The sequence below is a fragment of the Sphaerisporangium fuscum genome (genome assembly GCF_018531465.1).
GTDB lineage: Bacteria > Actinomycetota > Actinomycetes > Streptosporangiales > Streptosporangiaceae > Sphaerisporangium > Sphaerisporangium fuscum.
In genome coordinates this window covers 388872-411321 of sequence record NZ_JAHDTF010000004.1, presented here as the reverse complement: position 1 = coordinate 411321, position 22450 = coordinate 388872, and the positions used below count along the sequence as shown (strand labels likewise).

Here is a 22450-nt window from a genome sequence, read left to right as displayed (position 1 = left end):
GCCCGCGGAGGCGGCCAAATGATCGTGCAGGTCGGCTCGGCGATTCTGGTCGGCCTGATCTACTCCCTGGTCATGTCGCTGATCCCCGAACCGCACCGCCGCCCGTTCAACGCCGTCATGGTGGCGGGGGCGGGAGCCGCCTACCTCAGCGGCGGCGGCATGGGCGGCTGGGAGTTCCCCTTCACCGTCGTCGCCACCTACTGCGCCTACCGCGGCCTGAAGTCGTGGAACTGGATCGGCATCGCGTGGCTGCTGCACACCGCGTGGGACGTCGTGCACCACCTCAAGGGCAGCCCGATCATCCCCTTCTTCCACACCTCGTCCTTCGGCTGCGCCATCTGCGACCCGGTGATCGCCCTGTGGTGCTTCGGCGGCGGCCCCTCGCTGCTGGACTTCGTCCGCTCCCGGCGGCGGCCGGTGGACGAGGCCGCCTGACACACCTCTCAGCCCCGGTAGTCGCGCAGTTCGATGTTCTCGGCGGCCCTGCGGGCCATCTTGGCCGGCAGGTTCCTGCCCGGCAGGTACGGCATCACCTTGTAGTACCGGTTGAGGAACCCGGCCAGGAGCCGGCTGCTGGGCACCATCAGCGAGGCGACGCCGTCGCCCATCTTCTGGCAGCCCTCCGCGTACGCCCGCATCTCCTCCTCGTAGCGGGCGAAGGCGACACGGTGGTCGCCGCGCGCGGCGGCGAGCTCGCCCGCCAGGACGTACGCGCCGACCAGGGCGAGCCCGGAGCCCATGCCCGACAGGGACGACGGGCAGTAGGCGGCGTCCCCGGCCAGGGCCACCCGGCCGCGGCTCCAGCGGTCCATGTGGACCTGGCTGACCGAGTCGAAGTAGAAGTCGGAGGCGTACCGCATGTCGTGCAGCAGCCGGTCGCTCTGCCAGCCGTTGCCCGCGAAGTGCTCGGTGAGGACGGCCTGCTGCCGCGCGACGTCGCCGCGGTCGAGGTCCAGTTGCGGGGAGGCGAAGTAGAAGACGGCCTTGGCCTCGGTGTTGTGCCGGGAGCTGTACATCGCGACCAGTTTGCCCGCGGTGCGATAGCCGTGCCCGGTGTGGTCGAGCCCCAGGTGGTTGGCCGTGGTGAAGATCGCGCAGTACACGCCGAGGTGCTTGACGAACTGTTCCTCCGGGCCGAAGGTCAGCCTGCGGGTGACGGAGTGCAGCCCGTCGGCACCGATCACCAGGTCGAACCTGCGGGGCGCGCCGCGCTCGAAGGTGACGTACACGCCGTCGGCGTCCTCGGTGAGCGAGCTGATCGAGTCGCCGAAGATGTACTCGGTGTGGTCTCTGGTCGCCTCGTAGAGGATCCGCGCCAGGTCGCCCCGGAGGATCTCGATGTCGCCGGCGAACAGGTCGGCGGGCATCTTGGCCTGCTCCTTTCCGGCGCTGTTCACGTACGACATGGCGCCCACGCCGGTGCGGGCGCGTTCGAGGTCGGCCAGGATCCCCATGCGGCGCAGGACGGTCAGGTGCGCCACACCCCTGAAGTCGACGGCGTACCCGCCGTCACGGAGAGCGGGGGCGCGCTCCACGATGGTCGCCTTGAAACCGTGCCGGTGGAGCCAGTAGGCGAGGGCGGGGCCGGCGACGGAGGCGCCGGAGATCAGGACGTTGGTGTTCTCCATGCCCCAGAGCCTCCACCGGACCACTCACCGCGCCCTCACCGCGCGCTCACCGCCTTCACCGCCGGCTCACCCAGCCCTTCAGCCCGCTAGCGAGTGCTCACCGCTTCGACGACGCTCTCGGGGAGGCCCATCATGCGGAGCACATCGGGTAGGGGGCCGCCCATCACCGCCGCCGACTCGGCCGCCTCCCGGTAGCGCTTCCGGGCTCCGGCGTGGTCGCCGCGCGCCTCGGCGACACGGCCCAGCCCGGCCAGGGCCCGCACCCGGTTGCCGATGCTCCTGACCCAGTGCGGGTCGAGCTTCTCGGCGGCCTCCCCGTACAGCCGCTCCGCCTCCGCCAGGTCGCCCTCCAGCAGGGCGATGTCCCCCAGCCCGCGCAGGGCCGCCGCCAGGGAGGCCGAGCTGCCGGCGCGGCGGGCGAGGGCCGCGGCCCGGCCGTAGTCGGCGCGGGCCGCCGCCACGTCGCCGCCGGCCAGGTGGTCACCCCGGTTGACCAGCAGGTCCGCACCGTCCTCCAGGGCGCCGAGCCGCTCGGTGAGGGTGAACGCCTCGTCGGTCAGCGCGACCGCCGTCCCCCGATCGCCTCTGGTGGCGGCCAGGGCGGCGAGCGAGTCCAGGGCCAGCGCGCTGCCCCACCGCTCGCCGAGCGCGCGGAACCCGTCCAGCGCCGCGCCGAAGAAGCTTTCGGCCTGGGCGGTGTCACTCTCGCCGAGGTTCCCCCATCCGAGGACGTACATGGCGGTCGCGCGCACCCACGGGTCGGGGCAGTCGCGCTGGGACGAGACGAGGGTGTAGGCGTCCAGCAGGTCGCCCTCGCCCACGTTCCGCATGACCCACAGCAACAGGACGGCCGGGTATCGGCCCGGCCGGGCGCCGGGCCAGGCGGCCGCCAGGGCCTGCCCGGCCCGTTCGCGGTGCCGCCGCCACACCGGCCGCCCGGCGGCGCCGGACGCCGCCAGCAGCACGCAGGCCACGTACTCCTCGCCCAGTCCGGCCGGAGGCTCCTCGCCGATCACCTCCAGCAGCGCGATCGCCTGCGGCGCGACCGCCGCGGCCGCGCCGCGGATCCACAGGTAGGTCGAGGCCGCGGCGAGCAGTTCGAGGCCGATCTCCACCTCCCGCGCCTCGACCGCCCAGGTCAGGGCCGCGAGGAGATCGCCGTGCTCGGCCGTGAGGACCGGCATCCACTCCAGTTGTTCGGCCCGCCGGAGATGCGGGTCGGCGGCGCGGAGCAGCTCCAGGAGATGCCGGGCGTGCGCCCGCCGTACGGTCTCGAGTTCGCCCGCCGCGTCCAGCCGTTCGGCGCCGTACGCCCGGATCGTCTCCAGCATCCGGTAGCGGCCGCCCGCGACCTCCAGGAGCGACTTGTCGGCCAGCGACTCCAGCGTCTCGCCGTCGGCGCCGCACACCCGCAGCGCGGACGCGGCCGTCGCGCCCCCGGCGAAGACCGTGAACCGCCGCGCCGCCTCCTGCTCGGACTCCGGCAGCAGGTCCCAGCTCCACGCGACCACCGCGCGCAGCGTGCGGTGCCGCTCATCGGCCGTACGGCTGCCCCGGGCCGCGACGCCGAGCCGGTCGTCCAGCCGTCCCGCGAGGTCGTCGACGTCGAGGGTGCGCAGCCGCGCAGCCGCCAGCTCGATGGCCAGCGGCAGGTCGTCCAGGGCGGCGCAGATCCGCCGTACCAGCGCGGGGTCGGCGGCGAAACCGCGCCGCACGGCGGCGGCGCGGTCGGTGAACAGCTGTACGGCCGCGTCGGCGTCGAGCGGCCGAACCTGCCGGAGGTTCTCCCCGATGATGCCGAGCGGCTCCCGGCTCGTGGCCAGCACGCGCAGCCGCGGGCAGGCGGCGAGCAGCCGGGCCGCCAGCGCGGCGACCTGGTCGACCAGGTGCTCGCAGTTGTCCAGCACGAGCAGCAGCACCCGGTCCGACAGCGCCGCGATCAGACGGTCGAGCGGCGCCTGCCCGCCGGCGGCCATCTGGAGGCCGTTCTCGCGCAGGCCGAGCGCGCCCAGCAGCGCCTGCGTGAGCCCGGCCGCGTCGCGTAGCGGCGCCAGCTCGACGAAGCACACGTCGTCGGTGACGAGCCCGGCGACCTCGACGGCCAGGCGGGTCTTGCCGACGCCGCCGGGGCCGGCCAGCGTGACCAGCCGGGCCACGCGCAGCAGGCCGGTGACCTCGGTGACGTCCTCGGCACGGCCCACGAAGGCCGTCAGCTGTGCGGGCGGCGCGGCGGGCGACGGCGACGGGTCGGCGGTCAGCAGCTCGTGGTGGAGCGCGACCAGTTCCGCCGACGGATCGGCGCCGAGCTCGTCGGCCAGGTGCCGCCGGGTCTCCTCGTACACCGCCAGCGCCGCGGCCTGCCCGCCGTCGGCGAACAGTGCCCGCATCAGCAGGGCCGCCGGCCGTTCCCGCAGTGGATGGCGGCCCACGAGCTCGCGCAGCTCGGGTACGGCCGCCCGGTGCTCGCCGAGCCGCAGCTCCCCCTCGATCCGGTCTTCCAGCGCTCCGAGGCGCTGCTCCTCCAGCCGTACGGCGGCGGCCTGGGCCGTCTCGCTCTCGGCGAGGTCGGCCAGCGCGGGCCCCCGCCACAGCCGCAGGGCCTCCCGCAGGAGCGCGACCGCCCGTCCGGCGTCGCCGTCGCGGAGCGCGGCGCGGCCGTCCCCGGCCAGCCGCTCGAAGCGGCAGGCGTCCACGTCGTCATGCGGGACCACGATGCGGTACCCCGCCCCGGCCCGCTCGATCGCGGCCTCGGGGCCGAGGGCCGCACGCAACCTGGACACCTGGGACTGCAGCGAGTGCGCCGACAGTGCCCCGGCCGGGTCGATCTCGTCGGCCAGCCGGTCGGCCGACACGACCTCGCCGGGGCGGACCAGCAGCAGGGCCAGCAGGGCCCGGCGCGCCGGCCCTCCCAACGAAAGCTCGGTCCCGTCGTCACGCCACGCCCGGGTCTCACCGAGTATTCCGAACCGCATGCGGGCGATTATCCACGGGTACGCGGCCCGGCGATCGGCCTGAGGTGCGTACGCCCAGATGACGCGGCCGTACGACTTGCGCGTACCGCCGGCACCAAGCGGCCGTACACCTCCCGCGTACCGCCGAGGCCCTGTCGTCAGGCGAAGGCGATCGGCCCGAGGTAGGTGCCGCCCGAGACGTCGACGGTCTGGCCGGTCACCCAGCGGCCCTGCGGGCCCGCCAGGAAGGCGACGACGTCGGCGATGTCCTCCGGCTCACCGAGCCGCCCGAGCGCGGTGATCGCCTCGATCCCGGCGACCACCTCGGGGATCGAGGCGTAGCCGGCGGTCATGTCCGTGCGCACCGCGCCGGGCGCGACCGTGTTCACCGTGATGCCCCGCCGGCCGAGCTCGTTGGCCAGCGACGGGGCCATCGACTCCAGCGCCGCCTTGCTGATGGTGTACGCGATCTGGGTGGACACCGCGAACCTGCTGGCGGTCGAGCCCATGTTGACGATGCGGCCGCCGTCGTTCAGCAGCGGCAACGCCCGCTGGATCACGAAGAAGGGCGTGGCGACGTTGACCGCGAGAACCCTCTCGAACTCCTCCTGGGTGACCTGGGCGATCGGCTTGCTCGAAGCGATGCCCGCGTTGTTGACCAGGATGTCGAGCCCGCGTCCCGCCAGTCCGGCGGTCACGCCCTCGAACAGCCGGTCCACCGCGCCGTCCTCACCGAACCGGGCCCGGACGGAGAAGGCCTGCCCGCCGCCCTCCTCGATCCGCGCCACGGTCTCCTTCGCCGCACCCTCGTCGCCGCCGTAGTGGACGGCGACCAGCGCGCCCTCGGCGCCCAGCCGCAGCGCGGTCGCCCGCCCGATCCCCCGCGAACCGCCCGTCACCAGCGCCGTCTTCCCGGTCAGCATGCCCATCTGTCAGCTCCTCGCTCAGTGCCCGATCCCCTTGGACCCGGCGACGAGGTCAACCTTCGCGACGCCCGCTCACCGCCCGCTCACCACCGGCTCACCGGCTCGGCGGCGGCGAAGGCGACCGCCGCGCCGTGACGGCCGTGAGCACCGCGGCGGCCAGCATCAGCAGCGCGGCCAGCCACGGCAGGCGGGCCGCGCCCTGCCATTCGAGCCCGAACGCCCCCAGGGCGCCCGACAACGACACGGCGAGATAGAGCGCCGACTGGTAGAGGGAGGTGACCATCCCGGAGCCCGGCCCCGCCATGGTGATCATCAGGTGCTGCTGTGGTGTGGTGACCGAGAACGAGAGGAAACCGGTCACCACGACGGCCACCACGGCCGCCGCGAGCGTGTCGCGTCCCAGCGGGGTGAGGACGAAGGCGGCGGCCAGGGTGAGCGTCACGATCACGATCACGCGCCGTGGGCCGTACCGATCGGCGAGGCGGCCGGCGGTGAGATTGCCCGCCGTGCCGGCCAGGCCGAAGGCCAGCAGCAGGACGGCCAGCGTCGAGCCGCCCGAGGCGGCGGGGGCGAAGATCTCGCTGATGTACGTGTACGGGATGTAGATGCCCACGAACGCCACGACGGTCGTGGCCAGCACGGCGATGATCCGCCGATCGCGCAGGGGGGCCAGGAAGGCCCGCAGTCCGCGGCTGCCGTTGCCGTGTACCGGGGGAAGGCGCCAGGCGATGGCCGGCACCGCGAGCAGCGCCAGGGCGGTGACCACCCACATCGTGATGCGCCAGTCCAGCAAGCCGCCGATCACCGTGCCCAGGGGGGCGCCCAGGACCAGCGAGGACGTCATTCCGAGCATCACGATCGAGATCGCCCGCCCGCGTTCGCGCTCGCCCGCCAGCATGGCCGCGGTGGCGCTCGCGGTGGCGGTGAACATGGCGGCGCCCGCGCCGGCGATCACCCGGGACGCCAGGATGAGGCCGAAGCCGGGCGCGAGCGCCGTGACGGCGTTGCCGACGGCGAAGAGCGTGAGGGCCGTGACCAGGACCCGGCGTCGCGGCCACGACGCCGTCAGGGCGGCGAGCACGGGCGCGAACACCGCGTACGCGATCGCGAACACGGTCACCAGCTGTCCGGCCGCCGCCACGCTGACGTGCAGGGATGTGGCGATGGGCGGCAGTAGACCGGCGACCACGAAGCCGTCGGTGCCGACGGCGAACGCCCCGAAGGCCAGGACGGCGGCATGTGGCCGCCAGCGCGTGAGAGGTGGGTCGGTGTGCAGCGTCGAGGCCATGACGCATCCTCCGATAGACGTCGTTAATTACGATCCAGATCGTAATACTATTCCGACGAGTATCGTAAAGGGGTACGGCTGTCGGGAGGAGTGACGCGGTGGAGACCTGGATGGCTCAGCCGGACCTCGACGAGATCGACGTGTCCACGGTGCTGCAGGCGTTGGCCGACCCGATGCGGCTACGCATCGTGCAGCTGCTCGACCAGACGGACGAGTCCACGTGCACCGCGCTCGACCTGCCCGTGAAGGTCTCGACGGTGTCCCACCACGTCAACGTCCTGCGTCACAGCGGCATCGTCTCCACGCGCATCGACGGCACGGCGCGCCCGAGCCGGCTGCGCAAGGAGGATCTGGAGCGCCGCTTCCCCGGCCTGCTGGCCTCGATCCTCACCGCGACCCCACCACGCCGCCCCACCCAGTGAGCCCCGAGCCGAGGCAACGGCACGGCGGGCCGGTGATCTGAGCGACCGGCAGCGGCGGAAGGCGACCTGATCCTTCCTCACGGCTCACCGAGTCGGTCGATTCCGTGATGGGGTTCGCCGGTGGGATCAGGTTCACAAGGAGCTGAACCAGAACTTGGGAGGGGAGATCTTCGGATCGACCACATGGAGTCGGTTCGACGGGGTCGGGTCTATTCCTCGTAATGCGATCAAGCGCTGACCGTCCGCTTCTTCGAGCAGCGCCAGCGCTCCTGGCAGACCTGCGGCCACCGTCGCGATCGCGATGCTCAATCCAGTCAAACCTGCGTGTCTGTGCGGGTACTCGATCCGATGCAGCCCAGAAACCCTGATGGCGGCCACTTCTCGCTCGCGCCGCATCTGCCGGCCGTCATTGGTCAAGATCACATGGAAACCCTCGGCCGCCGCACGAGCATAAAGACTCTCGTCACGGGTCCCCGACCAGCCCGGAAGCTCCAGCAGATGCGTGATCTCGTGGTTCAGGATGAAGGCATCGAGCGCCTGACGCAGTTGCTTGGGGACGTTCTCATCCAGCAACAGCCTCACGGGGCTCCCTGGAAGGTTCGTAGCTGTCGACGTAATCGGCGAAGTCCGCCGCGTCTCTCGCGGCCGATGCGGTGACATTCGGGTAGTACTCGGAGATCCGATCGGCGGGAACACCGTCCCGTAGCAGCGCCGCCACATCGTCGTATGGGATGCGGGTTCCTTCGATCACCGGGACGCCACCACGGACTCCCGGATCGAGGGTCACGTGCTCGCGTGGCTGCAGTAGATCCGGAATGTGCCGGCCATCGCGATAGAAGGGGCGGAGCACGTCGACCATGTCGTGAATGACGAGGTGCGCTTTCTGGTGTACGAGGTCGGTCGCCCGTTCGTGTTCCACCAGGTAGATCGTGCTGCCGTCGGCCACGAGCCGGTATGCCGATAGATGCTCACATTCATCTAGATCGTCCCGCAGCGTGTCCAAGGCCCGCCGGATCTTCTGCAATGACGCGTCGTTGCGCAGCCTGACGCATGTTCGTAGCGCTACGACGTCTCGGAACGAATAGAGGATGGGCCGCACATCGGAAATCTCTGGCACGAGTACCGCTCCGCGGCCCGAACCGGCCCTCCGCCAGTGAGCCAGCTGGCGAAGCGTGGCCCCCGACAACGCTGCGGCCAGCTTCGGACTGTAGGACACCCGCTTCACCTCCTCTCGCGTCGTGACCGGCGCAAGCCCGGCTACCGAGCCATCATCGCAAACATCTCACTGAGACTCATGTGTGTTCGGGCACGTCGGCGATGCAATGGCGCCGTGGAAGTCCCTTTGAAGTACTTATCCGACTGTTCCTGATCCCAGAGGAGAGGACGTCATCATCTCGAACCAGACCGTCCGGCTCGTCCCGGTCTGTGTCCAGCCCCACGCCGAGGACAGCTCCCTGACCAGCCAGAGACCACGTCCGCTCTCGCTCAACGGGTCGGCCTGCGCCGGGATCATCGGGACAGAGGTGGTCGAGCCCTCGTCGACCACCTCTATGCGGATCGTCTCGCCGTCGTCGTACACCCGAACGCTGACCATGCCGCCCGGCCGGCTGCCCGACTCCGAATACTTCACGGCGTTCGCGAACACTTCCCCGACCAGAAGCTCGACGTCGTCCGCCTCTCCTCGTCCGGTCTGTGACAGCACCATGCGCACGTACGCCCGCGCGATCGCCACCGAGCTGAGCCTGCCGAGCAGCTCGACCGAGCCGAGGAGATCCATGGTCCTCACTGCGCGACCTCCCAGACCCGCTCCGCCGCGTCCTCCGCCAGGGCCCGCACCCTCTGCCCCTCGCCCCGCCCCCACGTGAAGAACCACATCCCCTTGCGGGACACCGCCATGACCCTCAGCGCAGCCGAGGAACGCGGCACCAGAAGGACCGGCTCCTTCTTCACCTTCAGCTCCACGGCCGCTCCCAGTCCCCGCAACCGCAGCTCCCAGGCCAGCCGAACCAGGTGAATGAATTGTTGTTGGGAGTACTGCGCCGTATCGGTGCCCACGTTCACCGCCCACCTCTCCGGATCCGCGCACACGCGAGAGCCTTTCCTGTCAAACGCCCTTCGACATGTGCGCCAATTTGTCCGATTACTGTCACATCCACGCAGTGACAGCTCCCGCGACTTTCAGAGTGCCGACGAAATGGCTTGACCGGAGGTGAGATCGGTGGACAATCGGATCCCAAAGTGCCCCACCACAAGGAGAGCCTCGTCAAGTTTCGTCAAATAGGTGTCACACCGAGAGGACAGCAGCGAAGGAACGGAATGTCGAACGACCTTGATCCGCGCTTGACGCCACTTCAGCGCTTCGGAAGGGAGCTGGCTCGAGTTCGAAAGGCGGCAGGTCTTACACAGATACGGCTCGGCAAGCACCTGGACTGCTCGTCATCACTTGTCGCACACATTGAAAAAGGGGACAGAACTCCAAAACCGGAGTTTGCCGCCGGATGCGATCGCATCTTCGGGACGGGAGACCGTTTTTCCCGACTATGCCGCAATATCACCTCTCCAGCCGGTCCGGGCTGGTACCTCCGCTGGACGGATGAGATCGAACCTCGCGCGCACGTGATGCGGAGCTGGGATCCCCTATTGGTTCCCGGGCTTCTCCAGACCGAGGACTACGCGCGGGCCATCTTCCGTGGCGGCCTCGCCACCACCGAGGAGGAGATCGAACAGCAAGTCGCGGCCCGCATGCGACGGAAGGTGATTCTCGACGTCGAGAAACCCCCCACCCTTTGGGTGCTACTCGATGAGTGGATACTTCGCCGCCCTGTCGGCGGAGCCAGAGTCATGTACGAACAACTCGACCACCTCGTAACCATGGCCGCGCTTCAGAACGTAACGGTGCAGGTTGTCCCTTATGACACCACTTGCACAACGGGCTGGCAGTCGAGCTTCATCATCGCCGAACTCCCAGACGCACCAACTGCGGTATCCGTGGACTCCGCAGGAGAGGGGGAAGTGTCAACGGACCACAAGTTCGTCGCGCTCATCTGGGCGAGATATGACAAGATACGAGCAGAGGCGTACCGTCCTGGTCAATCCGTCGAAATGATCAAGGAAGCGCGAGACCAATGGAAGCACCAGACCTGACCATGGCCACGTGGAAGAAGAGTTCCCGCAGTGGCGAGAATGGCGGGAACTGCGTCGAGGTCGCCACCAACCTCCCCGGGCTCGTAGCCGTCCGCGACAGCAAGAATCCCGGCGGGCCTGTCGTCGTCTTCTCCCCTGGTGAATGGCGGTCGCTCCTCGGCGGCATCAAGAACGGCATACTCGCCTTCACGGCCGGCCACTGATCAGGCCATCCCGCCTGCCGGCGTGGCGAGCGGGGACCGGTGCCGCGTCAGGCGACGCTCGCCCTGTGACCATGTACGCGCTGGCCGGGAACGGGTTCCGGCCGGCGCGCCGGGCACTGCGATGTCGGGTCAGCTCAGATGCCGGGTGAGGAAACCCAGCGAGCTGTCCACTTCGAACGACGGCACATCCCCGTGCTTGCCGGGATTGGCATGCAGCGTCTTCTCAGCCGAGGCCAGGGCATCGAACAACGCCAGGCTCTGGTCCCGCGGCACCAACTGGTCGTCCCACTGGACCAGGAACTGCACCGGTACGGTCATCCGCGCGGCGTCTTCGGCCAGTCCGTGCACGCCGAGCAGGCCCAGCACCGCGGCGCGGATCCGGGGCTCCGCGACGATGAGCGGGATGCCGAGACCGCAGCCCATCGACATGCCGCAGTAGCCCACCGGACCGGTGCCGACGTGGTCGAGGAGCTGGACCGCGGTCAGGACCGCCTGCCAGTCCGCGACGGCCTGACCGGCCAGGTGGCCGTGCATGCCGGCGACCAGCGCGCCCGGGTTCTCACCGGCTGCCATGCCGGCCCGCATCTCGGCCACGATCCGGGCGAACTCCTCGGTCCTGGGCCGCTCCCCGTGGCCGGGTGCGTCGATCGCGACGACCGCGAAGCCTTCGACGGCGTAGCGGCGCGCGTGGGCCACGATGCCGGGGGCCATCTTGTGCTGCCCGCCGCCGTGGCCCAGCAGGATCAGGGGACGAGTGCCGCGGGCGCCTTCCGGCGTCCACAGCACACCGGGGATCTCGCCGAGGGTGAAGAACTGTTCGGTGACGCCGTCCGACGACGTCTGGGAAATGAAGCGCATCAGCGTTTCAAGCCTTTCGGGGTGCCTTGGACGGGCGCTCCCTAGGCCATGCGAAGGAGGGAGCCCCGACGTGTCACAGCGTTGATCGGTCTCACCTCCTCGGATGTGCGGTGGTGCACGGCGACGCCGAAGATATCAAAAGATCATCACTCGCGTCCCGATGGGGCGGACCGGATCTGATCGCCGATCGCGCCGGCGACCGTTGCGCCGCTCAGCCGGATGTCTCGGAGTGTCCGAGCGGGTTCAAGCGGCCGGCCAGGAAGGCGATGATCTCGTCCCTGGCCTTCAGCGTGGGATGTCCTTCCTCGTCGACGAGGTGGGCGGTGACAACGCTGTGGGGGGTCCCGACCACGTCGCGGAAGAACGGTGGCGGGCTCGTGTTCGCGGAACCGCCCGGAAGAACACGGCCGTCGAAGGCGTCACCGAGGAGTGCCCGGTAGGCGGCGAAGCGCCGGCCGGTGCACCAGCGGTCGTCGTCGAAGCGGTAGGCGAGCACCTTCAGTCCGTCGCGCGCGATGCGGTCCCGGACCGCCCGCGCGTCCTCGTCGCTGATCTCGAGTCCGGCAGGGTCGTCCAGCGGCAGCGACGGGTGGTTGACCACTGGCGCGATGACGGCCGGCTCGAGCGCCATGGTGAGAGCGAAGTTGCCGGTGAAGCACAGTCCGATCGCGCCGACTCCCGGGCCGCCGCATTCGGCATGGGCCTGGCGCGCCAGGCCGCGCAGCCATGCCGTGACCGGGCTGGTGCCGCCCCCGGCGAACGCGCGGAACTCGGCACTGACACACGCGCGGCGCACGACCTCCGTACCCTCCTCGGCCGTGGGATAGGCGCCGTCGATCCCGAAGAGTGAGGGGACGTAGACGGTGAAGCCCGCGTCCCGCACCCACCGCGCCAGTCGAAGGACGTCGGGACTGATGCCGGGCATCTCCGGCATCACCACGACGGCCGGGCCGGAACCCGCGGCGTACACGGTCTTCACCACCCCCTCCACGTCCACGAGTCGCCGGGAGAAGTCCGTGATCATGTCGTCGAGTCGTCCGTTGGCAGCGCTCATGGCGACAGCGTGGCCCGATGCCCCCGTACGAGGTGAGGGGCGGGATCGCCACATATGCAGGTAATCTCGCCATGCACGGGTGGTGAGGAGGCGAGCGTGAGCGCGCTGCGGGTCGGTGTCCTGGCCTATCCGGGCTGCTTCGCGTCCGAGGTGTTCGGCGTGCCCGATCTCCTGACGATGGCCACGCACGTTGCCGGACCGGGCGGCTCCGCGTACGAGGTGTCGATCGTCTCGCCTCGTCGTCGTGTCACCGCGTCGGGTGGCGCGGCGTTGGACATCTCACCGCTGCGCGAGGTGGATGTCCTTGTCGTGCCGGGGTTCGAGCTCGCGCCGGGCCTCGACGTGGACGCGAAGCTCGCACCCCTCGCCCCTGAGATCGCGGCGATCCGCGCACACGCCGCCGCGGGCACCGTCGTCGTCTCGATCTGTGTCGGAGCGTTCCTGCTCGCCGAGGCCGGTCTCCTCGACGGACGCCGTGCTACGACGGCCTGGCTCCTCGCGGACGAACTGGCTCGACGCTGCCCGGACGCCGACGTCCGGCCTGAGCGCCTGGTCGTCACCGACTCGGGGGTGACGACGACGGCGGCCTTCAGCGCCATGTACGACTTCGCGCTGGATCTGATCCGCCGGCACAGCGGTGCCGGCGTGGCACGGACCACCGCCCGGGTGGCGCTCGTCGACGACGCGCGATCGTCCCAGACTCCGTACGTCGACGCGCGATTTCTCCCGCAGCCCGGAAACGAGTTCTCCCACAAGGTCATGCGACGGCTCGACCAGAACCTTGCCGCTCCGTACGACCTCGCCGCGTTGTCGGACACGTTCAGGGTCAGCACCAGGACGCTGCTGCGGCGCTTCGCGGCCGATACCGGCCAGAGCCCGCTGGAGTACCTGCAGTCGTCGCGTGTCCGTCGCGCCCGCCACCTCCTGGAGACCACGGACCGAACCGTCGCCGACATCTCCGCCGCGGTCGGATACGGCGACCCCGGCACGTTCGCAGCCCTCTTCGCCAAGCACACCGGACGACGCCCGAGGGACTACCGCGCGGCCTTTCGCCGGGTCGACTGAGACCGGATGCTCAGGCCCGCTCGGCCCCGGCGGCGGGACGATCAGAGGTGGTCGGTCGCGAGGATGCGGTTGGTCTCGTCGTAGGGGATGCCGTCGGCCGTGGAGTCGTAGGTGCCCTTGCCGAGCAGCTCGGCCGTCGCGCGGGCGGCCACGGCGTAGGCCGCCTGCGCGATGGCGGCGCCGAGGCTGACGCGTACCGCGCCGGCGGCGGCGAACTCCCGCACGGACGGCGCGCCCGCCCAGGCCATCACCGCGATCGGCAAGGGTCCGGCCGCGAGTTCGGCGACCGCGTCGAGGTCGATCAGTCCGGGCATGAACAGGCTGTCGGCCCCCGCTTCGGCGTACACGGCCGCGCGCCGCAGGGTCTCCCGCACCCGCTCGCGAACGGAACCCGAGCCCGCGAGGAACACGTCGGTGCGCGCGTTGATCCACACCGGCACCCCGAGGCGGTCGGCGGCGGCGCGGGCCGCGCGGAGCCGTTCGGCCTGCTCGGCGGGATCGAACAGCGCGGCGCCGGCGCGCCCCGAGCGGTCCTCGATGTTCACACCGACGGCGCCGGCCCGCACGACGGCGGTCATGGTGGCGGCCACGGCCTCGGGCTCGTGCCCGTAGCCGGCCTCGATGTCCGCGCTGACCGGCACCGGCACCGCGGCGGCGATGCGCTCGACGACCGCCGCGGCGCGCTCGGCCCCCAGGTCCGCGCCGTCGGGCACACCGAGCGACCATGCGACGCCCGCACTGGTGGTGGCGACGGCCTTCGCTCCGGCACCCGCGATCGTGACCGCCGAGGCGACATCCCAGGCGTTGGGCAGCAGCAACGGGTCTCCGGAAGTGTGGAGGCCGGCGAAGATCTTCGCTTGACGCACCTGGTCGCGCATGGAGGTTCCTGTCATCGGGTCTGTGGTCATGGTGCTCCACGCTACCGGGGGCCACCCGGCCTGGCCGGACATATTCGGACAGGCCGGGGGTGCATCGGCCGGCGATCAGCTCCTTGGCGGTCCAGGCGCGCCCATCTGTCGCCGCGACCGCGGTTTCTTCAGGCGACGAGGGCTTTGAGCAGGTCGCGCAGGGATTCCTGTTGCGTGGGGCTGAGCGTGGCCAGCGGCGAGTGGGCGTTCAGTCGTTCCAGAACGTCGGCCCGGCGGCGTTCGCCCGCGGGTGTGAGCACGATCTGCTTGGCGCGCCGGTCGGTCGGGTGAGGCCGCCGCTCGATCAGGCCCTGCTGTTCCAGCCGGTCGAGAACGAATGTGGCGTTGGAGGCCTCGCAGACCATCCGCTTGGCCAGTTCGCGCGCGGTGATCGGGTCCGACAGCTCTCGCAGCGCGATCACCTGGGTGGGGGTCAGAGCCAGTTCGTCGGCGACGGCGCGCACGTGGGTGTCCAGCTTCTGGGTGAACCGGTGGATCAGCTTGCACACGTCCCGGTCGATCTGCCCCTCCGTCTCCGGGTCCGCCACCGCGTCACGTCGCTCCGCCATGCCGCCAGTGTAGTCGAACTGTTTCGAGTCATGATAGTTATGACTCGGAACATACGAGCTCGAATCAAATTGGGGCGATGCCATGCCGCTTCTGGTCTTCTCTCTCATGCTGGTGGTCTTCGGCCTGACCACCGGAGAGTTCGTCATCGCCGGGATCCTGCCGGACGTGGCACGCGAGTTGTCGGTGTCCGTCCCGGCGGCGGGGCTGCTGGTCAGCGCCTACGCCCTCGGCATGATCGTCGGAGGGCCGGTGGTCACCACACTGACCGCGCGGCTGCCCCGCCGGCCGCTCATCGCTGGGCTCGTCGCCACCTCCGTCGCCGGGAACGCCGCCTCGGCCCTCGCCCCCACCTACCCGGTCCTGCTGGCCGCGCGCTTCGTCGCCGGTCTGGTCGTGGCCACCTTCTTCGCCGTCGCGATCTCCACCGCCATCTCCACCGCCCCCGAGGGCAGGCAGGCCTCCACCGTGGCGCGGCTGACGCTGGGCATGAACCTGGGGATCGTCGCCGGCACTCCGCTGGGCACCTTCATCGGCCACAACTTCGGCTGGCGGGCGATCTTCGCCGCCGTGGCCGTGTTCAGCGCCGCCGCCCTGGTCCTGGTGCTGCGATCGGTCCCCGACCAGCCCGCACCGGCCGTCGGCTCGCTGGTGGGCGAGCTGCGCGTGTTCGCCGGGCGGGACGTCGTTCTGGCCATCGCCCTGACCTTGGCGGGGAACCTGGGGGTCGTCACCGTCTTCAGCTTCCTGGCACCGCTGGCCACCGATGTCAGCGGGTTCTCCGAGGGGGCGGTGCCGGTGCTGCTGCTGGTGTACGGAGCCGGCGCCGTCATCGGAAACTTCCTGGGCGGATGGCTGGCCGACAAGGCCCTCATGCCCTCGCTGGCCGGCCTGCTGACCGTCCTGGCGGGCGTGCTCGCGGCCGGCTGGGTGGCCGGTGTCCACCAGGTCTCCGCCGCGGTGCTGTGGTTCGTGCTGGGCGTCCTGGCGTTCGCGATCGTTCCGGGCATGCAGACCCGCGTGGTGGCCACCGCCCAAGCCGCCCCCACCCTGGCCATCGCCGTCAACGCCTCCGGCTTCCAACTCGCCGCCGCGTTCGCCGGATGGCTCGGCGGACGGCTCATCGACGGCCCCGGACCGCGTTCGATCTACCCGGTCGCCGCCGTCCTCACCGTCGTGGGCCTGCTCGTCGCGCTCTACTCGCTGGGACGCGACCGCCGTCCCGCCGCCGCACCCACCCCGCAGGAACCGGCCGCCCACCGCTGACGATCGCACAAGGAAACAGATCACCCATGGACACGACGCAACAGCCTCTGCACGGCAAGGTCGCCCTGGTCACCGGCGGATCGCGAGGCATCGGCGCGGCGACCGCCCGCGCGCTCGCGGCCGGCGGCGCCGCGGTGGCGATCAGCTACACCGCCTCCGGCGGCAAGGCCGACGGCGTGGTCACCGCCATCGAACGCGCGGGCGGGCGCGCCGCCGCCCACCGGGCCGACCAGAGCGACCCGCGCCAGGTCGCCGACCTGGTGCGCCGTGTGGCCGCCGATTTCGGCCGGCTCGACATCCTGGTCAACAACGCCGCGGTGTTCGTCACCGGCAGAGTCGACGACACCGAGGCCGACCTGGCCGCCCTCGACCGGCAACTGGCCGTCAACCTGGGCGGGGTCGCCGCCGCCATCCGAGCCGCCGCCGTCGTCCTGCGGGACGGCGGACGCATCATCACCGTCGGCTCCATGCAGGCCACCCGGCCCGGGTTCCCCGGCGTGGCCGATTACGTCGCCACCAAGGCCGCCATCGTCGGCTACACCAAGGGAGCCGCCCGCGACCTCGGGCCGCGCGGCATCACGGTCAACGTCGTCCAACCCGGCTCGGTGGCCACCGACATGAACCCGCCGCACAGTCCCTTCGCCGACGTCCAGCGTGCCGCCAACGCGATGGGACGCTTCGGCACCCCAGAGGAGATCGCGGCCGGCATCGCCTTCCTGGCCGGTCCGAACGCCTCCTTCGTCACCGGCGCCGTCCTCGACATCGACGGCGGCTACCTGTCATGAAATCGACGGGGGTCACGTCCGAATCCGACCGGCGTCCGCGGGGGCGATGGCGTAGTTCTGTCTCATGACCACGTACTCCGCCGTCATCACCACCGGCATCTACTGCCGTCCAGGGTGCGGGGCCAGGCCGCTGGCCAGGAACACCCGCACCTTCGAGCTGGCCGCGGCCGCGGAGGCCGCCGGCTTCCGGGCCTGCCTGCGGTGCCGGCCGTACCGCGTGGCCGGCCCCATGGCGGCGGACACGCCGGAGCTGGTGTGCCGGGCATGGCAGATGATCATCGACGGAGTACTGGACGACGGCACGGAAGCGGTGCTGGCGGAGCGGGTCGGCATGTCGCCCCGGCATCTGAGGCGGCTGTTCCTCAGACACCTGGGCGCGACACCCGACCAACTGGCCCGCTCCCGGCGGGCGCACTTCGCCCGCCGCCTGCTGGACGACACCGACCTGACCGTCCTCGACATCGCCTTCGCCTCCGGGTTCGGGAGCCTGCGGCAGTTCAACAGGACGATGCGGGAGGTGTTCCACCGTTCGCCGACCGACCTGCGCGACCGCCGGCACCGCGCCGACCGGCTCGTCACCGACGGCGGGCTCGCGCTGCGGCTGCCGGTGCTGCCCGGCTACGACTGGGAGGCGACGCGGGCCTTCCTCGCGGTCCGTGCCACGCCGCGGGTGGAGGCGGTGGACGGCGGCACCTACCGCCGCACGATCGTCGTGGACGGCGCGCCCGGGGTCCTGGAGGTCTCCCCCGGCGGCGAGGAATATCTGCTCCTGCGGGCCCACCTGCCGTACTGGGAGGGCCTGATCCATGTGGTCGACCAGGTCGGGCGGCTGCTCGGCATCGACACCGATCCGGCCGCCGGGGTGGCCGCGCTCTCCCACGACCCCCTGCTCGGCGACGTCGTCCGCGCCCGGCCCGGCCTTGCCGTACCGGGTACCTGGAGCCCGCTGGAGGTCGGCATGAGGGCCGTCCTGAGCCTCGGCCGCTCCCCGGACGCGGTGGCCCGCCGGCTCGAAACGATCGTCACCGCTATCGGCACTCCCGTGGCCGGGCTGCCGGGCGGCCTCACCCACACCTTCCCGGACGCCGGGACGCTGACGCAGGACGCCCTCGCCGCGCTCGGCCTCCCCGCCTCGGACGCGGCCGCGATCGCCGCGCTGGCGGCGGCCTTCGGCGACGGCGCCCTGAGCTACGGTGCGAGCCTGGACGAACTCGGCGATCTGCCCGGCGTCGACGAGGACTTCGGTCACCACCTGGGCTTCCGGCTCGGCCGGCGTGAGGCGTTCCCCCAGGGCGACGCCTCGCTCCGAGCGGCGCTCGCGGACCTCGGCCTGGACCCCGCACATCCCACACCGGAACGGTGGCGGCCGTGGACGGCTCTCGCGGCCGCCCACCTGATGGCGCACGGCGACGCCCTCGCCCACCGGCCCGCCGCTCACCGAGCGTGCGGCGGCGGGTGAGTGCGTCGGAGCGCCGGAGGCGGACGAGAATGACCCTATGATCACCTGTGTCGTCGAGTACGTCATCGACCCGAGGAAGATCGACGCGTTCGAGCGCTTCGGCCGTCGCTGGATCGAGCTGGTCAATCGCCACGGTGGCACACACCACGGCTACTTCCTGCCGTCCGAAGGCGCCAGCGACAAGGCCCTGGCCCTGTTCAGCTTCCCCAGCCTCGCCGCGTACGAGGAGTACCGCGGCCTGTTCGGCATTCACCCCGACTTCGTGGAAGCGGACCGCATCAGGGACGAAAGCGGGTGCGTACTCCGTTACGAACGGACTTTCATGCGTCCACTGCTTCCTGAACATCTGGGAGAGCAGCCAGGTACGAACAGCTGAGCCCTTCCCCGGTCGACGCCGAATCCCTCGAGCCGGACGGACGTCAGATCCAGCCGTCGAGGGAGGCCAGGAATCCCGGCAGGTCGTCGAGGTGGATGCAGTGGCCCGCGCCCTTGACCGTCCGCGTCTCGAAGCCGCGTTCGCGGAGCAGGGCGACCTCGGCGTCGGTGAGGGCGAGGCTGGGGTCGGCCAGCTGCACCAGCGACGGCACGCAGGGCCGCTCGGGCAGGTAGTCGGCGTCGAGAGCGGCGGCCTCGTCCAGGAAGGCGGGGTCGACGAGGGCGAGGCCGGCCAGCTCGGCCTCGATGTCGGCGTCGGTCCAGCGGGAGTTGATTCGGCGCAGGGACTCGGCGGTGGCGCCGGCGAGCAGTTGCCGCATGAAGGCCAGCGCCTGCGGTGTGACGTTACGCGGACTGAAACCGGGGTCGGAGTAGACGGCGCGCCGGGGCCGCAGCCGTTCGACGGCCAGGCTGAGTGCCAGACCGCCGAAGGAGTGGCCGATGGCCAGGTCGGCTCCAGTGGGCAGGCTGTCCACCAGGTCGCCGGCCACCAGTTCCGGGCGGCAGGGGCCGCGAGGGCTGAGGCCGTGGCCGCGCAGGTCGGGAGCCAGAACGCGGTAACCGGCGGTGGCGAGTTCGCGTTCGACGGCGTGCCACGTGCGGTGGTCCCACATGCCGCCGTGGATGAGCAGGGCCAGTCTGTCGCCGTCGCCGTGCTCGTGGACGTTGAGCTTCACGAAGGAGGCCGCCTCTCTCGCGGGGTGTGGGAGGACGACGACGTCCGGGGGCCGGAGGTCGTCGTCCATTGATATCCCGCCGGCCTCGGGAGAGACGGCGGGAGGTGTCCTACTTCCGGGCGTCGAAGGTCCACACGGCGCGGGCGCCGGGGCCGACGACGAGGGTCGAGTGGCCGATCCGCTCCACGTGCACGTACGCCACCGGCTGGTTGAGCGAGAGCTGGAGCTGCTTCAGGCCCGCCCGCTCGCGCGGCACCGAGTCGAGCTGGATCCGGGTGCCGCCGCCGAGCGCGACGACGCCGCCGTTCGGAAGGGACTGGAGGGTGAACCCGCCGGCCTTCAGCAGCGGCAGTGTGTTGCCGAGGTCGCGCGCGGGGACGCCCATGCGGACGCCCGTCACGTTCAGCATCTGGTGGTCGCGGTAGGTGTCGGGCAGGTACCGGTCCCGGCTGACGTCCCCGGGGTAGCTTTCCGGCCCGGTCTTGCTGCGCGGGTCGGCGAAGTACTCCGGCAGGTACTCCATCGCCCAGGGGTCGAAGGCGTCGTACTGCTCCCCGGTGGCGCGGATGGTGTCGAACCACGGCACGCGGACGCCGTCCCCGAAGTCACGGGTCTGGCGGTACGGGAACGGCTCGGCGATCCCCTGGTCCTTCAGCCGCTGGGTGACCGTCCCCAGGTCGCCGGCGTGCTCGGTCGAGATCCCCAGCCCGGCGGAGCCGAACTCGGCGTCCTGCCCGGGCAGGTCGCCTTCGCCGAAGAACTCGAAGTAGGTCTGGCGGCCGTAGATGTACCGCCCCTTCCAGGTCATTCCCCCACCGGAGGTGGTGCGGACCTCGAGGCCGGCGAACTTCCGCAGGTAGGCGGAGTTCTCGATGGCGTCGGCGGTCTCCTTGTCGAGCACGCTGTAGGCGTGGTTGTAGAACAGCAGCTGGCGATCGGTCTGCTGGTTCTCCTCGGCCTGCGCGGTCCCGACGCCGGTGGCGACGGCCCCGGCGAGCGCGACGGTGCAGGTCGCGGCCAGGACGGTGATCATCCGTAATGTCCGGCGAATCATCATGCGGACGATCCTAGGCCGAGGAAGATCACCTTCACCGGGGAACCGGAGACCTATGATCGAAGTCACCCCCGGCACGAAGCCGGGGGCGGCGGCAGACGTGCGGCACGGGCGCGGGCCCCTCCCTCAGCGGGCCGAGTGCGCCACCCGGCCGTCCAGGAGGGTCAGCCAGGCGTCCACGCCGGACAGCTTGTCGACCGGCAGCGCCTCGATGTCACCGTCGAGGACCACGACGTCGGCGAGCTTGCCGGGGGTGAGCGAGCCGATGCGGTCCTCCATGCGCACGGCGTAGGCGGCGTCGATCGTGTGGGCGCGCAGCGCCTCGCGCAGCGTCACCGCCTGCTCCTCGCCGATGGGGCCGCCCTCGCGGGTGCGCCGCCGCACGGCGTTGGCGACCGTCTCCATCGGGCGCAGCGACGAGACGAACGCGTCACTGGACAGCACCGGCCGCAGGCCCGCGTCGAGTTCCTCGCGCATCGGCTGCAGCCGGTGCGCCCGCTCCGGCCCGAGGCGGCGGACGAAGTCGGTGCCGCTGTCGTACAGGAAGTTCGGCTGGTTGACCGGGATGACGCCGAGGTCGGCGAACTCCTTCACCTGTGCCGCGGTGGGGTGGCCGCAGTGCTCGATGCGCGGCCGGGCGTCGTCGCCGTACGCCGCCACCGCCGCCCGGATCGCGTCCAGGCTGAAGCCCATCGCCCGGTCGCCCTGCGTGTGGATGCCGACCTGCCAGCCGGCCTGCGCCGCCCGCCGTACCAGGGCGGTGAGCTGCTCGGGGTCGTGGTAGAGGGAGCCGGTGAACTGCCCGCGCTCGCCGTACGGCTCGTCGAACATGGCCGTGCCGCCGAGCAGGGTGCCGTCGCAGTAGAACTTCATGTGCCCGAACCGCAGCCGGTCGTCGCCGAACGGCCCGGCGAGGCCCACCCTGATCAGGTCATCGAGCAGATGCGACAGAGGCATGCAGACCGTGCGGACCGGCAGGGTCCCGGCGGCGTGGGCGGCGCGGTAGATCTTCATCTCCCGGGCCGACACCTGGGGGTCGCAGACCGTCGTGACGCCCGCTGCCAGGTAGGTGTCCCCTGCCGCCGTCAGCCACGACAGCAGCTGCTCGGCGGGCAGGTCGGTGTGGAAGTTCGGCCCGTGGCAGCCGATGTCGACCGCGAGCGGCAGCAGCAGCTCCATCGCCGAGTCGATCACCATGCCGGTGAGCCGGCCGCCCTCGTCGCGCAGGAACGTGCCGCCCGCGGGGTCGGTCACCTGGTCGGTGAGACCGCGCCAGGCCAGGGCGGCGGAGTTCACCACCGCCTGGTGGCCCGACACGTGGTAGATGATCACCGGATGCTCGGTCGTGGCCTCGTCGAGCTGCCGGCGGGTCGGCCTGCCCTCGGGGAACTTCGCGTCGTCCATGCCGAAGGCCCGGATCCACTGGCCGGCGGGGGTGCGGGCGGCCTCGGCGGCGATGGCCGCGACCAGGTCGGCGACACTGCCGACCCGGGGATAGCGGGCGTCGACGGAGACCAGCGACTCGGCCGTGGACAGCAGGTGGTTGTGCGGGTCGATGAACCCCGGCAGGACCGTCCTGCCCCCGGCGTCCACGACCTCGGCACCCGGCCCCGCCGCCGCGAGCACCTCCTCGGCCCGGCCGGTCGCGAGGATCCGCCCGTCCCGTACGGCCACGGCCTCCGCGTCGGGACGGCCGGTGTCCATCGTGATGACCTTGGCGTTGCTGATGACGATCGTGGACAAAGGGGTTCTCCTTTGGG

24 protein-coding genes are annotated in these 22450 nt (G+C 71.1%); 9 read left to right on the top strand and 15 right to left on the bottom strand.

Features of this window, described 5'->3' with window-relative positions; translation table 11 throughout:
* Positions 1-18: 18 nt before the first annotated feature.
* Positions 19-435 (top strand): DUF6010 family protein, encoded by a 417-nt coding sequence (locus tag KIK05_RS06950; RefSeq protein ID WP_214409708.1) that lies wholly within the window; start codon positions 19-21, stop codon positions 433-435.
* A gap of 8 nt (positions 436-443) precedes the next feature.
* Here KIK05_RS06950 and KIK05_RS06945 read toward each other — a convergent pair whose 3' ends face one another.
* The 4 genes from KIK05_RS06945 to KIK05_RS06930 form a co-directional block, all read right to left on the bottom strand.
* Entirely contained in the window at positions 444-1628 is a 1185-nt protein-coding gene (locus tag KIK05_RS06945; protein WP_214409707.1) for an FAD-dependent monooxygenase, read from the bottom strand.
* A gap of 86 nt (positions 1629-1714) precedes the next feature.
* Positions 1715-4600, bottom strand: a complete 2886-nt coding sequence (locus KIK05_RS06940) for an ATP-binding protein (protein WP_214409706.1) — start codon at positions 4598-4600, stop codon at positions 1715-1717.
* A 137-nt stretch (positions 4601-4737) separates the two neighbouring features.
* Complete coding sequence (locus KIK05_RS06935; RefSeq protein ID WP_214409705.1) at positions 4738-5508, bottom strand: SDR family oxidoreductase; 771 nt, start codon at positions 5506-5508, stop codon at positions 4738-4740.
* Positions 5509-5599: 91 nt separating this feature from the next.
* A complete protein-coding gene (locus KIK05_RS06930; RefSeq protein WP_214409704.1) occupies positions 5600-6793 on the bottom strand; it encodes an MFS transporter in 1194 nt (397 codons plus the stop codon).
* 110 nt (positions 6794-6903) lie between these two features.
* Between KIK05_RS06930 and KIK05_RS06925 the strand changes: the two genes are divergently transcribed.
* Positions 6904-7215, top strand: coding sequence for an ArsR/SmtB family transcription factor (locus tag KIK05_RS06925; RefSeq protein WP_214409703.1), 312 nt, complete (start codon positions 6904-6906; stop codon positions 7213-7215).
* Positions 7216-7347: 132 nt separating this feature from the next.
* On the opposite strand, the gene KIK05_RS06920 is transcribed toward KIK05_RS06925, so the two are convergent.
* The 4 genes from KIK05_RS06920 to KIK05_RS06905 form a co-directional block, all read right to left on the bottom strand.
* Complete coding sequence (locus KIK05_RS06920; RefSeq protein ID WP_308249785.1) at positions 7348-7797, bottom strand: PIN-like domain-containing protein; 450 nt, start codon at positions 7795-7797, stop codon at positions 7348-7350.
* Positions 7778-8431 carry a DUF433 domain-containing protein gene (locus KIK05_RS06915; RefSeq protein ID WP_308249784.1) on the bottom strand — a complete coding sequence of 218 codons (654 nt, stop codon included), beginning with the start codon at positions 8429-8431 and terminating at the stop codon, positions 7778-7780. Before KIK05_RS06915 ends, KIK05_RS06920 begins: the two co-directional genes overlap by 20 nt.
* 135 nt (positions 8432-8566) lie before the next feature.
* Positions 8567-8992: an ATP-binding protein gene (locus tag KIK05_RS06910; RefSeq protein WP_250562399.1), complete on the bottom strand. Its 426-nt coding sequence runs from the start codon at positions 8990-8992 to the stop codon at positions 8567-8569.
* 5 nt (positions 8993-8997) lie between these two features.
* Positions 8998-9270, bottom strand: a complete 273-nt coding sequence (locus KIK05_RS06905; protein WP_214409700.1) for a hypothetical protein — start codon at positions 9268-9270, stop codon at positions 8998-9000.
* 261 nt (positions 9271-9531) lie between these two features.
* On the opposite strand from KIK05_RS06905, the gene KIK05_RS06900 reads away from it, so the two are divergent.
* The gene (locus KIK05_RS06900; protein WP_214409699.1) at positions 9532-10359 is read left to right on the top strand and encodes a helix-turn-helix domain-containing protein; all 828 of its coding nucleotides are present in this window, start codon (positions 9532-9534) and stop codon (positions 10357-10359) included.
* A complete protein-coding gene (locus tag KIK05_RS06895) occupies positions 10341-10562 on the top strand; it encodes a DUF397 domain-containing protein (RefSeq protein WP_214409698.1) in 222 nt (73 codons plus the stop codon). The genes KIK05_RS06900 and KIK05_RS06895 overlap by 19 nt, the downstream gene beginning before the upstream one ends.
* Positions 10563-10691: 129 nt before the next feature.
* Here KIK05_RS06895 and KIK05_RS06890 read toward each other — a convergent pair whose 3' ends face one another.
* Entirely contained in the window at positions 10692-11420 is a 729-nt protein-coding gene (locus tag KIK05_RS06890; RefSeq protein ID WP_214409697.1) for a dienelactone hydrolase family protein, read from the bottom strand.
* Positions 11421-11631: 211 nt separating this feature from the next.
* Complete coding sequence (locus tag KIK05_RS06885) at positions 11632-12474, bottom strand: dienelactone hydrolase family protein (RefSeq protein ID WP_250562318.1); 843 nt, start codon at positions 12472-12474, stop codon at positions 11632-11634.
* 96 nt (positions 12475-12570) lie between these two features.
* Here KIK05_RS06885 and KIK05_RS06880 point away from each other — a divergent pair, with 96 nt between their 5' ends.
* Positions 12571-13539, top strand: coding sequence for a GlxA family transcriptional regulator (locus KIK05_RS06880; RefSeq protein ID WP_308249783.1), 969 nt, complete (start codon positions 12571-12573; stop codon positions 13537-13539).
* 41 nt (positions 13540-13580) lie between these two features.
* On the opposite strand, the gene KIK05_RS06875 is transcribed toward KIK05_RS06880, so the two are convergent.
* Together KIK05_RS06875 and KIK05_RS06870 are read right to left on the bottom strand one after the other, a co-directional pair.
* Complete coding sequence (locus KIK05_RS06875) at positions 13581-14447, bottom strand: isocitrate lyase/PEP mutase family protein (protein ID WP_250562317.1); 867 nt, start codon at positions 14445-14447, stop codon at positions 13581-13583.
* A gap of 128 nt (positions 14448-14575) precedes the next feature.
* Positions 14576-15016: a MarR family winged helix-turn-helix transcriptional regulator gene (locus KIK05_RS06870; protein WP_214409695.1), complete on the bottom strand. Its 441-nt coding sequence runs from the start codon at positions 15014-15016 to the stop codon at positions 14576-14578.
* Between the two features lie 82 nt (positions 15017-15098).
* Between KIK05_RS06870 and KIK05_RS06865 the strand changes: the two genes are divergently transcribed.
* From KIK05_RS06865 to KIK05_RS06850, 4 genes are all read left to right on the top strand, one after another.
* On the top strand, positions 15099-16280 hold the full coding sequence (locus KIK05_RS06865; RefSeq protein WP_214409694.1) for an MFS transporter: 1182 nt from the start codon (positions 15099-15101) through the stop codon (positions 16278-16280).
* A 26-nt stretch (positions 16281-16306) separates the two neighbouring features.
* A complete protein-coding gene (locus tag KIK05_RS06860) occupies positions 16307-17065 on the top strand; it encodes an SDR family NAD(P)-dependent oxidoreductase (RefSeq protein ID WP_214409693.1) in 759 nt (252 codons plus the stop codon).
* A gap of 64 nt (positions 17066-17129) precedes the next feature.
* Positions 17130-18524: a helix-turn-helix domain-containing protein gene (locus tag KIK05_RS06855; RefSeq protein ID WP_214409692.1), complete on the top strand. Its 1395-nt coding sequence runs from the start codon at positions 17130-17132 to the stop codon at positions 18522-18524.
* 37 nt (positions 18525-18561) lie between these two features.
* Positions 18562-18900, top strand: coding sequence for an NIPSNAP family protein (locus tag KIK05_RS06850; RefSeq protein ID WP_214409691.1), 339 nt, complete (start codon positions 18562-18564; stop codon positions 18898-18900).
* 43 nt (positions 18901-18943) lie between these two features.
* On the opposite strand, the gene KIK05_RS06845 is transcribed toward KIK05_RS06850, so the two are convergent.
* The 3 genes from KIK05_RS06845 to KIK05_RS06835 all read right to left on the bottom strand — a co-directional run bounded on the left by KIK05_RS06845 (position 18944) and on the right by KIK05_RS06835 (position 22433).
* Positions 18944-19636, bottom strand: a complete 693-nt coding sequence (locus tag KIK05_RS06845) for an alpha/beta fold hydrolase (protein ID WP_214409809.1) — start codon at positions 19634-19636, stop codon at positions 18944-18946.
* Positions 19637-19745: 109 nt separating this feature from the next.
* Complete coding sequence (locus KIK05_RS06840) at positions 19746-20693, bottom strand: DUF5829 family protein (RefSeq protein ID WP_214409690.1); 948 nt, start codon at positions 20691-20693, stop codon at positions 19746-19748.
* Between the two features lie 123 nt (positions 20694-20816).
* Complete coding sequence (locus KIK05_RS06835; protein WP_214409689.1) at positions 20817-22433, bottom strand: amidohydrolase; 1617 nt, start codon at positions 22431-22433, stop codon at positions 20817-20819.
* Positions 22434-22450: the final 17 nt, after the last annotated feature.

Excerpts from the sequence above, each read along its gene's own strand:
- KIK05_RS06875 (WP_250562317.1), bottom strand. The coding sequence starts at position 14,447 with ATGACCACAGACCCGATGACAGGAACCTCCATGCGCGACCAGGTGCGT.
- KIK05_RS06910 (WP_250562399.1), bottom strand. The coding sequence starts at position 8,992 with ATGGATCTCCTCGGCTCGGTCGAGCTGCTCGGCAGGCTCAGCTCGGTG.
- KIK05_RS06935 (WP_214409705.1), bottom strand. The coding sequence starts at position 5,508 with ATGGGCATGCTGACCGGGAAGACGGCGCTGGTGACGGGCGGTTCGCGG.
- KIK05_RS06940 (WP_214409706.1), bottom strand. The coding sequence starts at position 4,600 with ATGCGGTTCGGAATACTCGGTGAGACCCGGGCGTGGCGTGACGACGGG.
- KIK05_RS06925 (WP_214409703.1), top strand. The coding sequence starts at position 6,904 with ATGGCTCAGCCGGACCTCGACGAGATCGACGTGTCCACGGTGCTGCAG.
- KIK05_RS06930 (WP_214409704.1), bottom strand. The coding sequence starts at position 6,793 with ATGGCCTCGACGCTGCACACCGACCCACCTCTCACGCGCTGGCGGCCA.
- KIK05_RS06850 (WP_214409691.1), top strand. The coding sequence starts at position 18,562 with ATGATCACCTGTGTCGTCGAGTACGTCATCGACCCGAGGAAGATCGAC.
- KIK05_RS06890 (WP_214409697.1), bottom strand. The coding sequence starts at position 11,420 with ATGCGCTTCATTTCCCAGACGTCGTCGGACGGCGTCACCGAACAGTTC.
- KIK05_RS06865 (WP_214409694.1), top strand. The coding sequence starts at position 15,099 with ATGCCGCTTCTGGTCTTCTCTCTCATGCTGGTGGTCTTCGGCCTGACC.
- KIK05_RS06870 (WP_214409695.1), bottom strand. The coding sequence starts at position 15,016 with ATGGCGGAGCGACGTGACGCGGTGGCGGACCCGGAGACGGAGGGGCAG.
- KIK05_RS06950 (WP_214409708.1), top strand. The coding sequence starts at position 19 with ATGATCGTGCAGGTCGGCTCGGCGATTCTGGTCGGCCTGATCTACTCC.
- KIK05_RS06855 (WP_214409692.1), top strand. The coding sequence starts at position 17,130 with ATGACCACGTACTCCGCCGTCATCACCACCGGCATCTACTGCCGTCCA.
- KIK05_RS06945 (WP_214409707.1), bottom strand. The coding sequence starts at position 1,628 with ATGGAGAACACCAACGTCCTGATCTCCGGCGCCTCCGTCGCCGGCCCC.
- KIK05_RS06900 (WP_214409699.1), top strand. The coding sequence starts at position 9,532 with ATGTCGAACGACCTTGATCCGCGCTTGACGCCACTTCAGCGCTTCGGA.
- KIK05_RS06840 (WP_214409690.1), bottom strand. The coding sequence starts at position 20,693 with ATGATGATTCGCCGGACATTACGGATGATCACCGTCCTGGCCGCGACC.
- KIK05_RS06895 (WP_214409698.1), top strand. The coding sequence starts at position 10,341 with ATGGAAGCACCAGACCTGACCATGGCCACGTGGAAGAAGAGTTCCCGC.
- KIK05_RS06860 (WP_214409693.1), top strand. The coding sequence starts at position 16,307 with ATGGACACGACGCAACAGCCTCTGCACGGCAAGGTCGCCCTGGTCACC.
- KIK05_RS06885 (WP_250562318.1), bottom strand. The coding sequence starts at position 12,474 with ATGAGCGCTGCCAACGGACGACTCGACGACATGATCACGGACTTCTCC.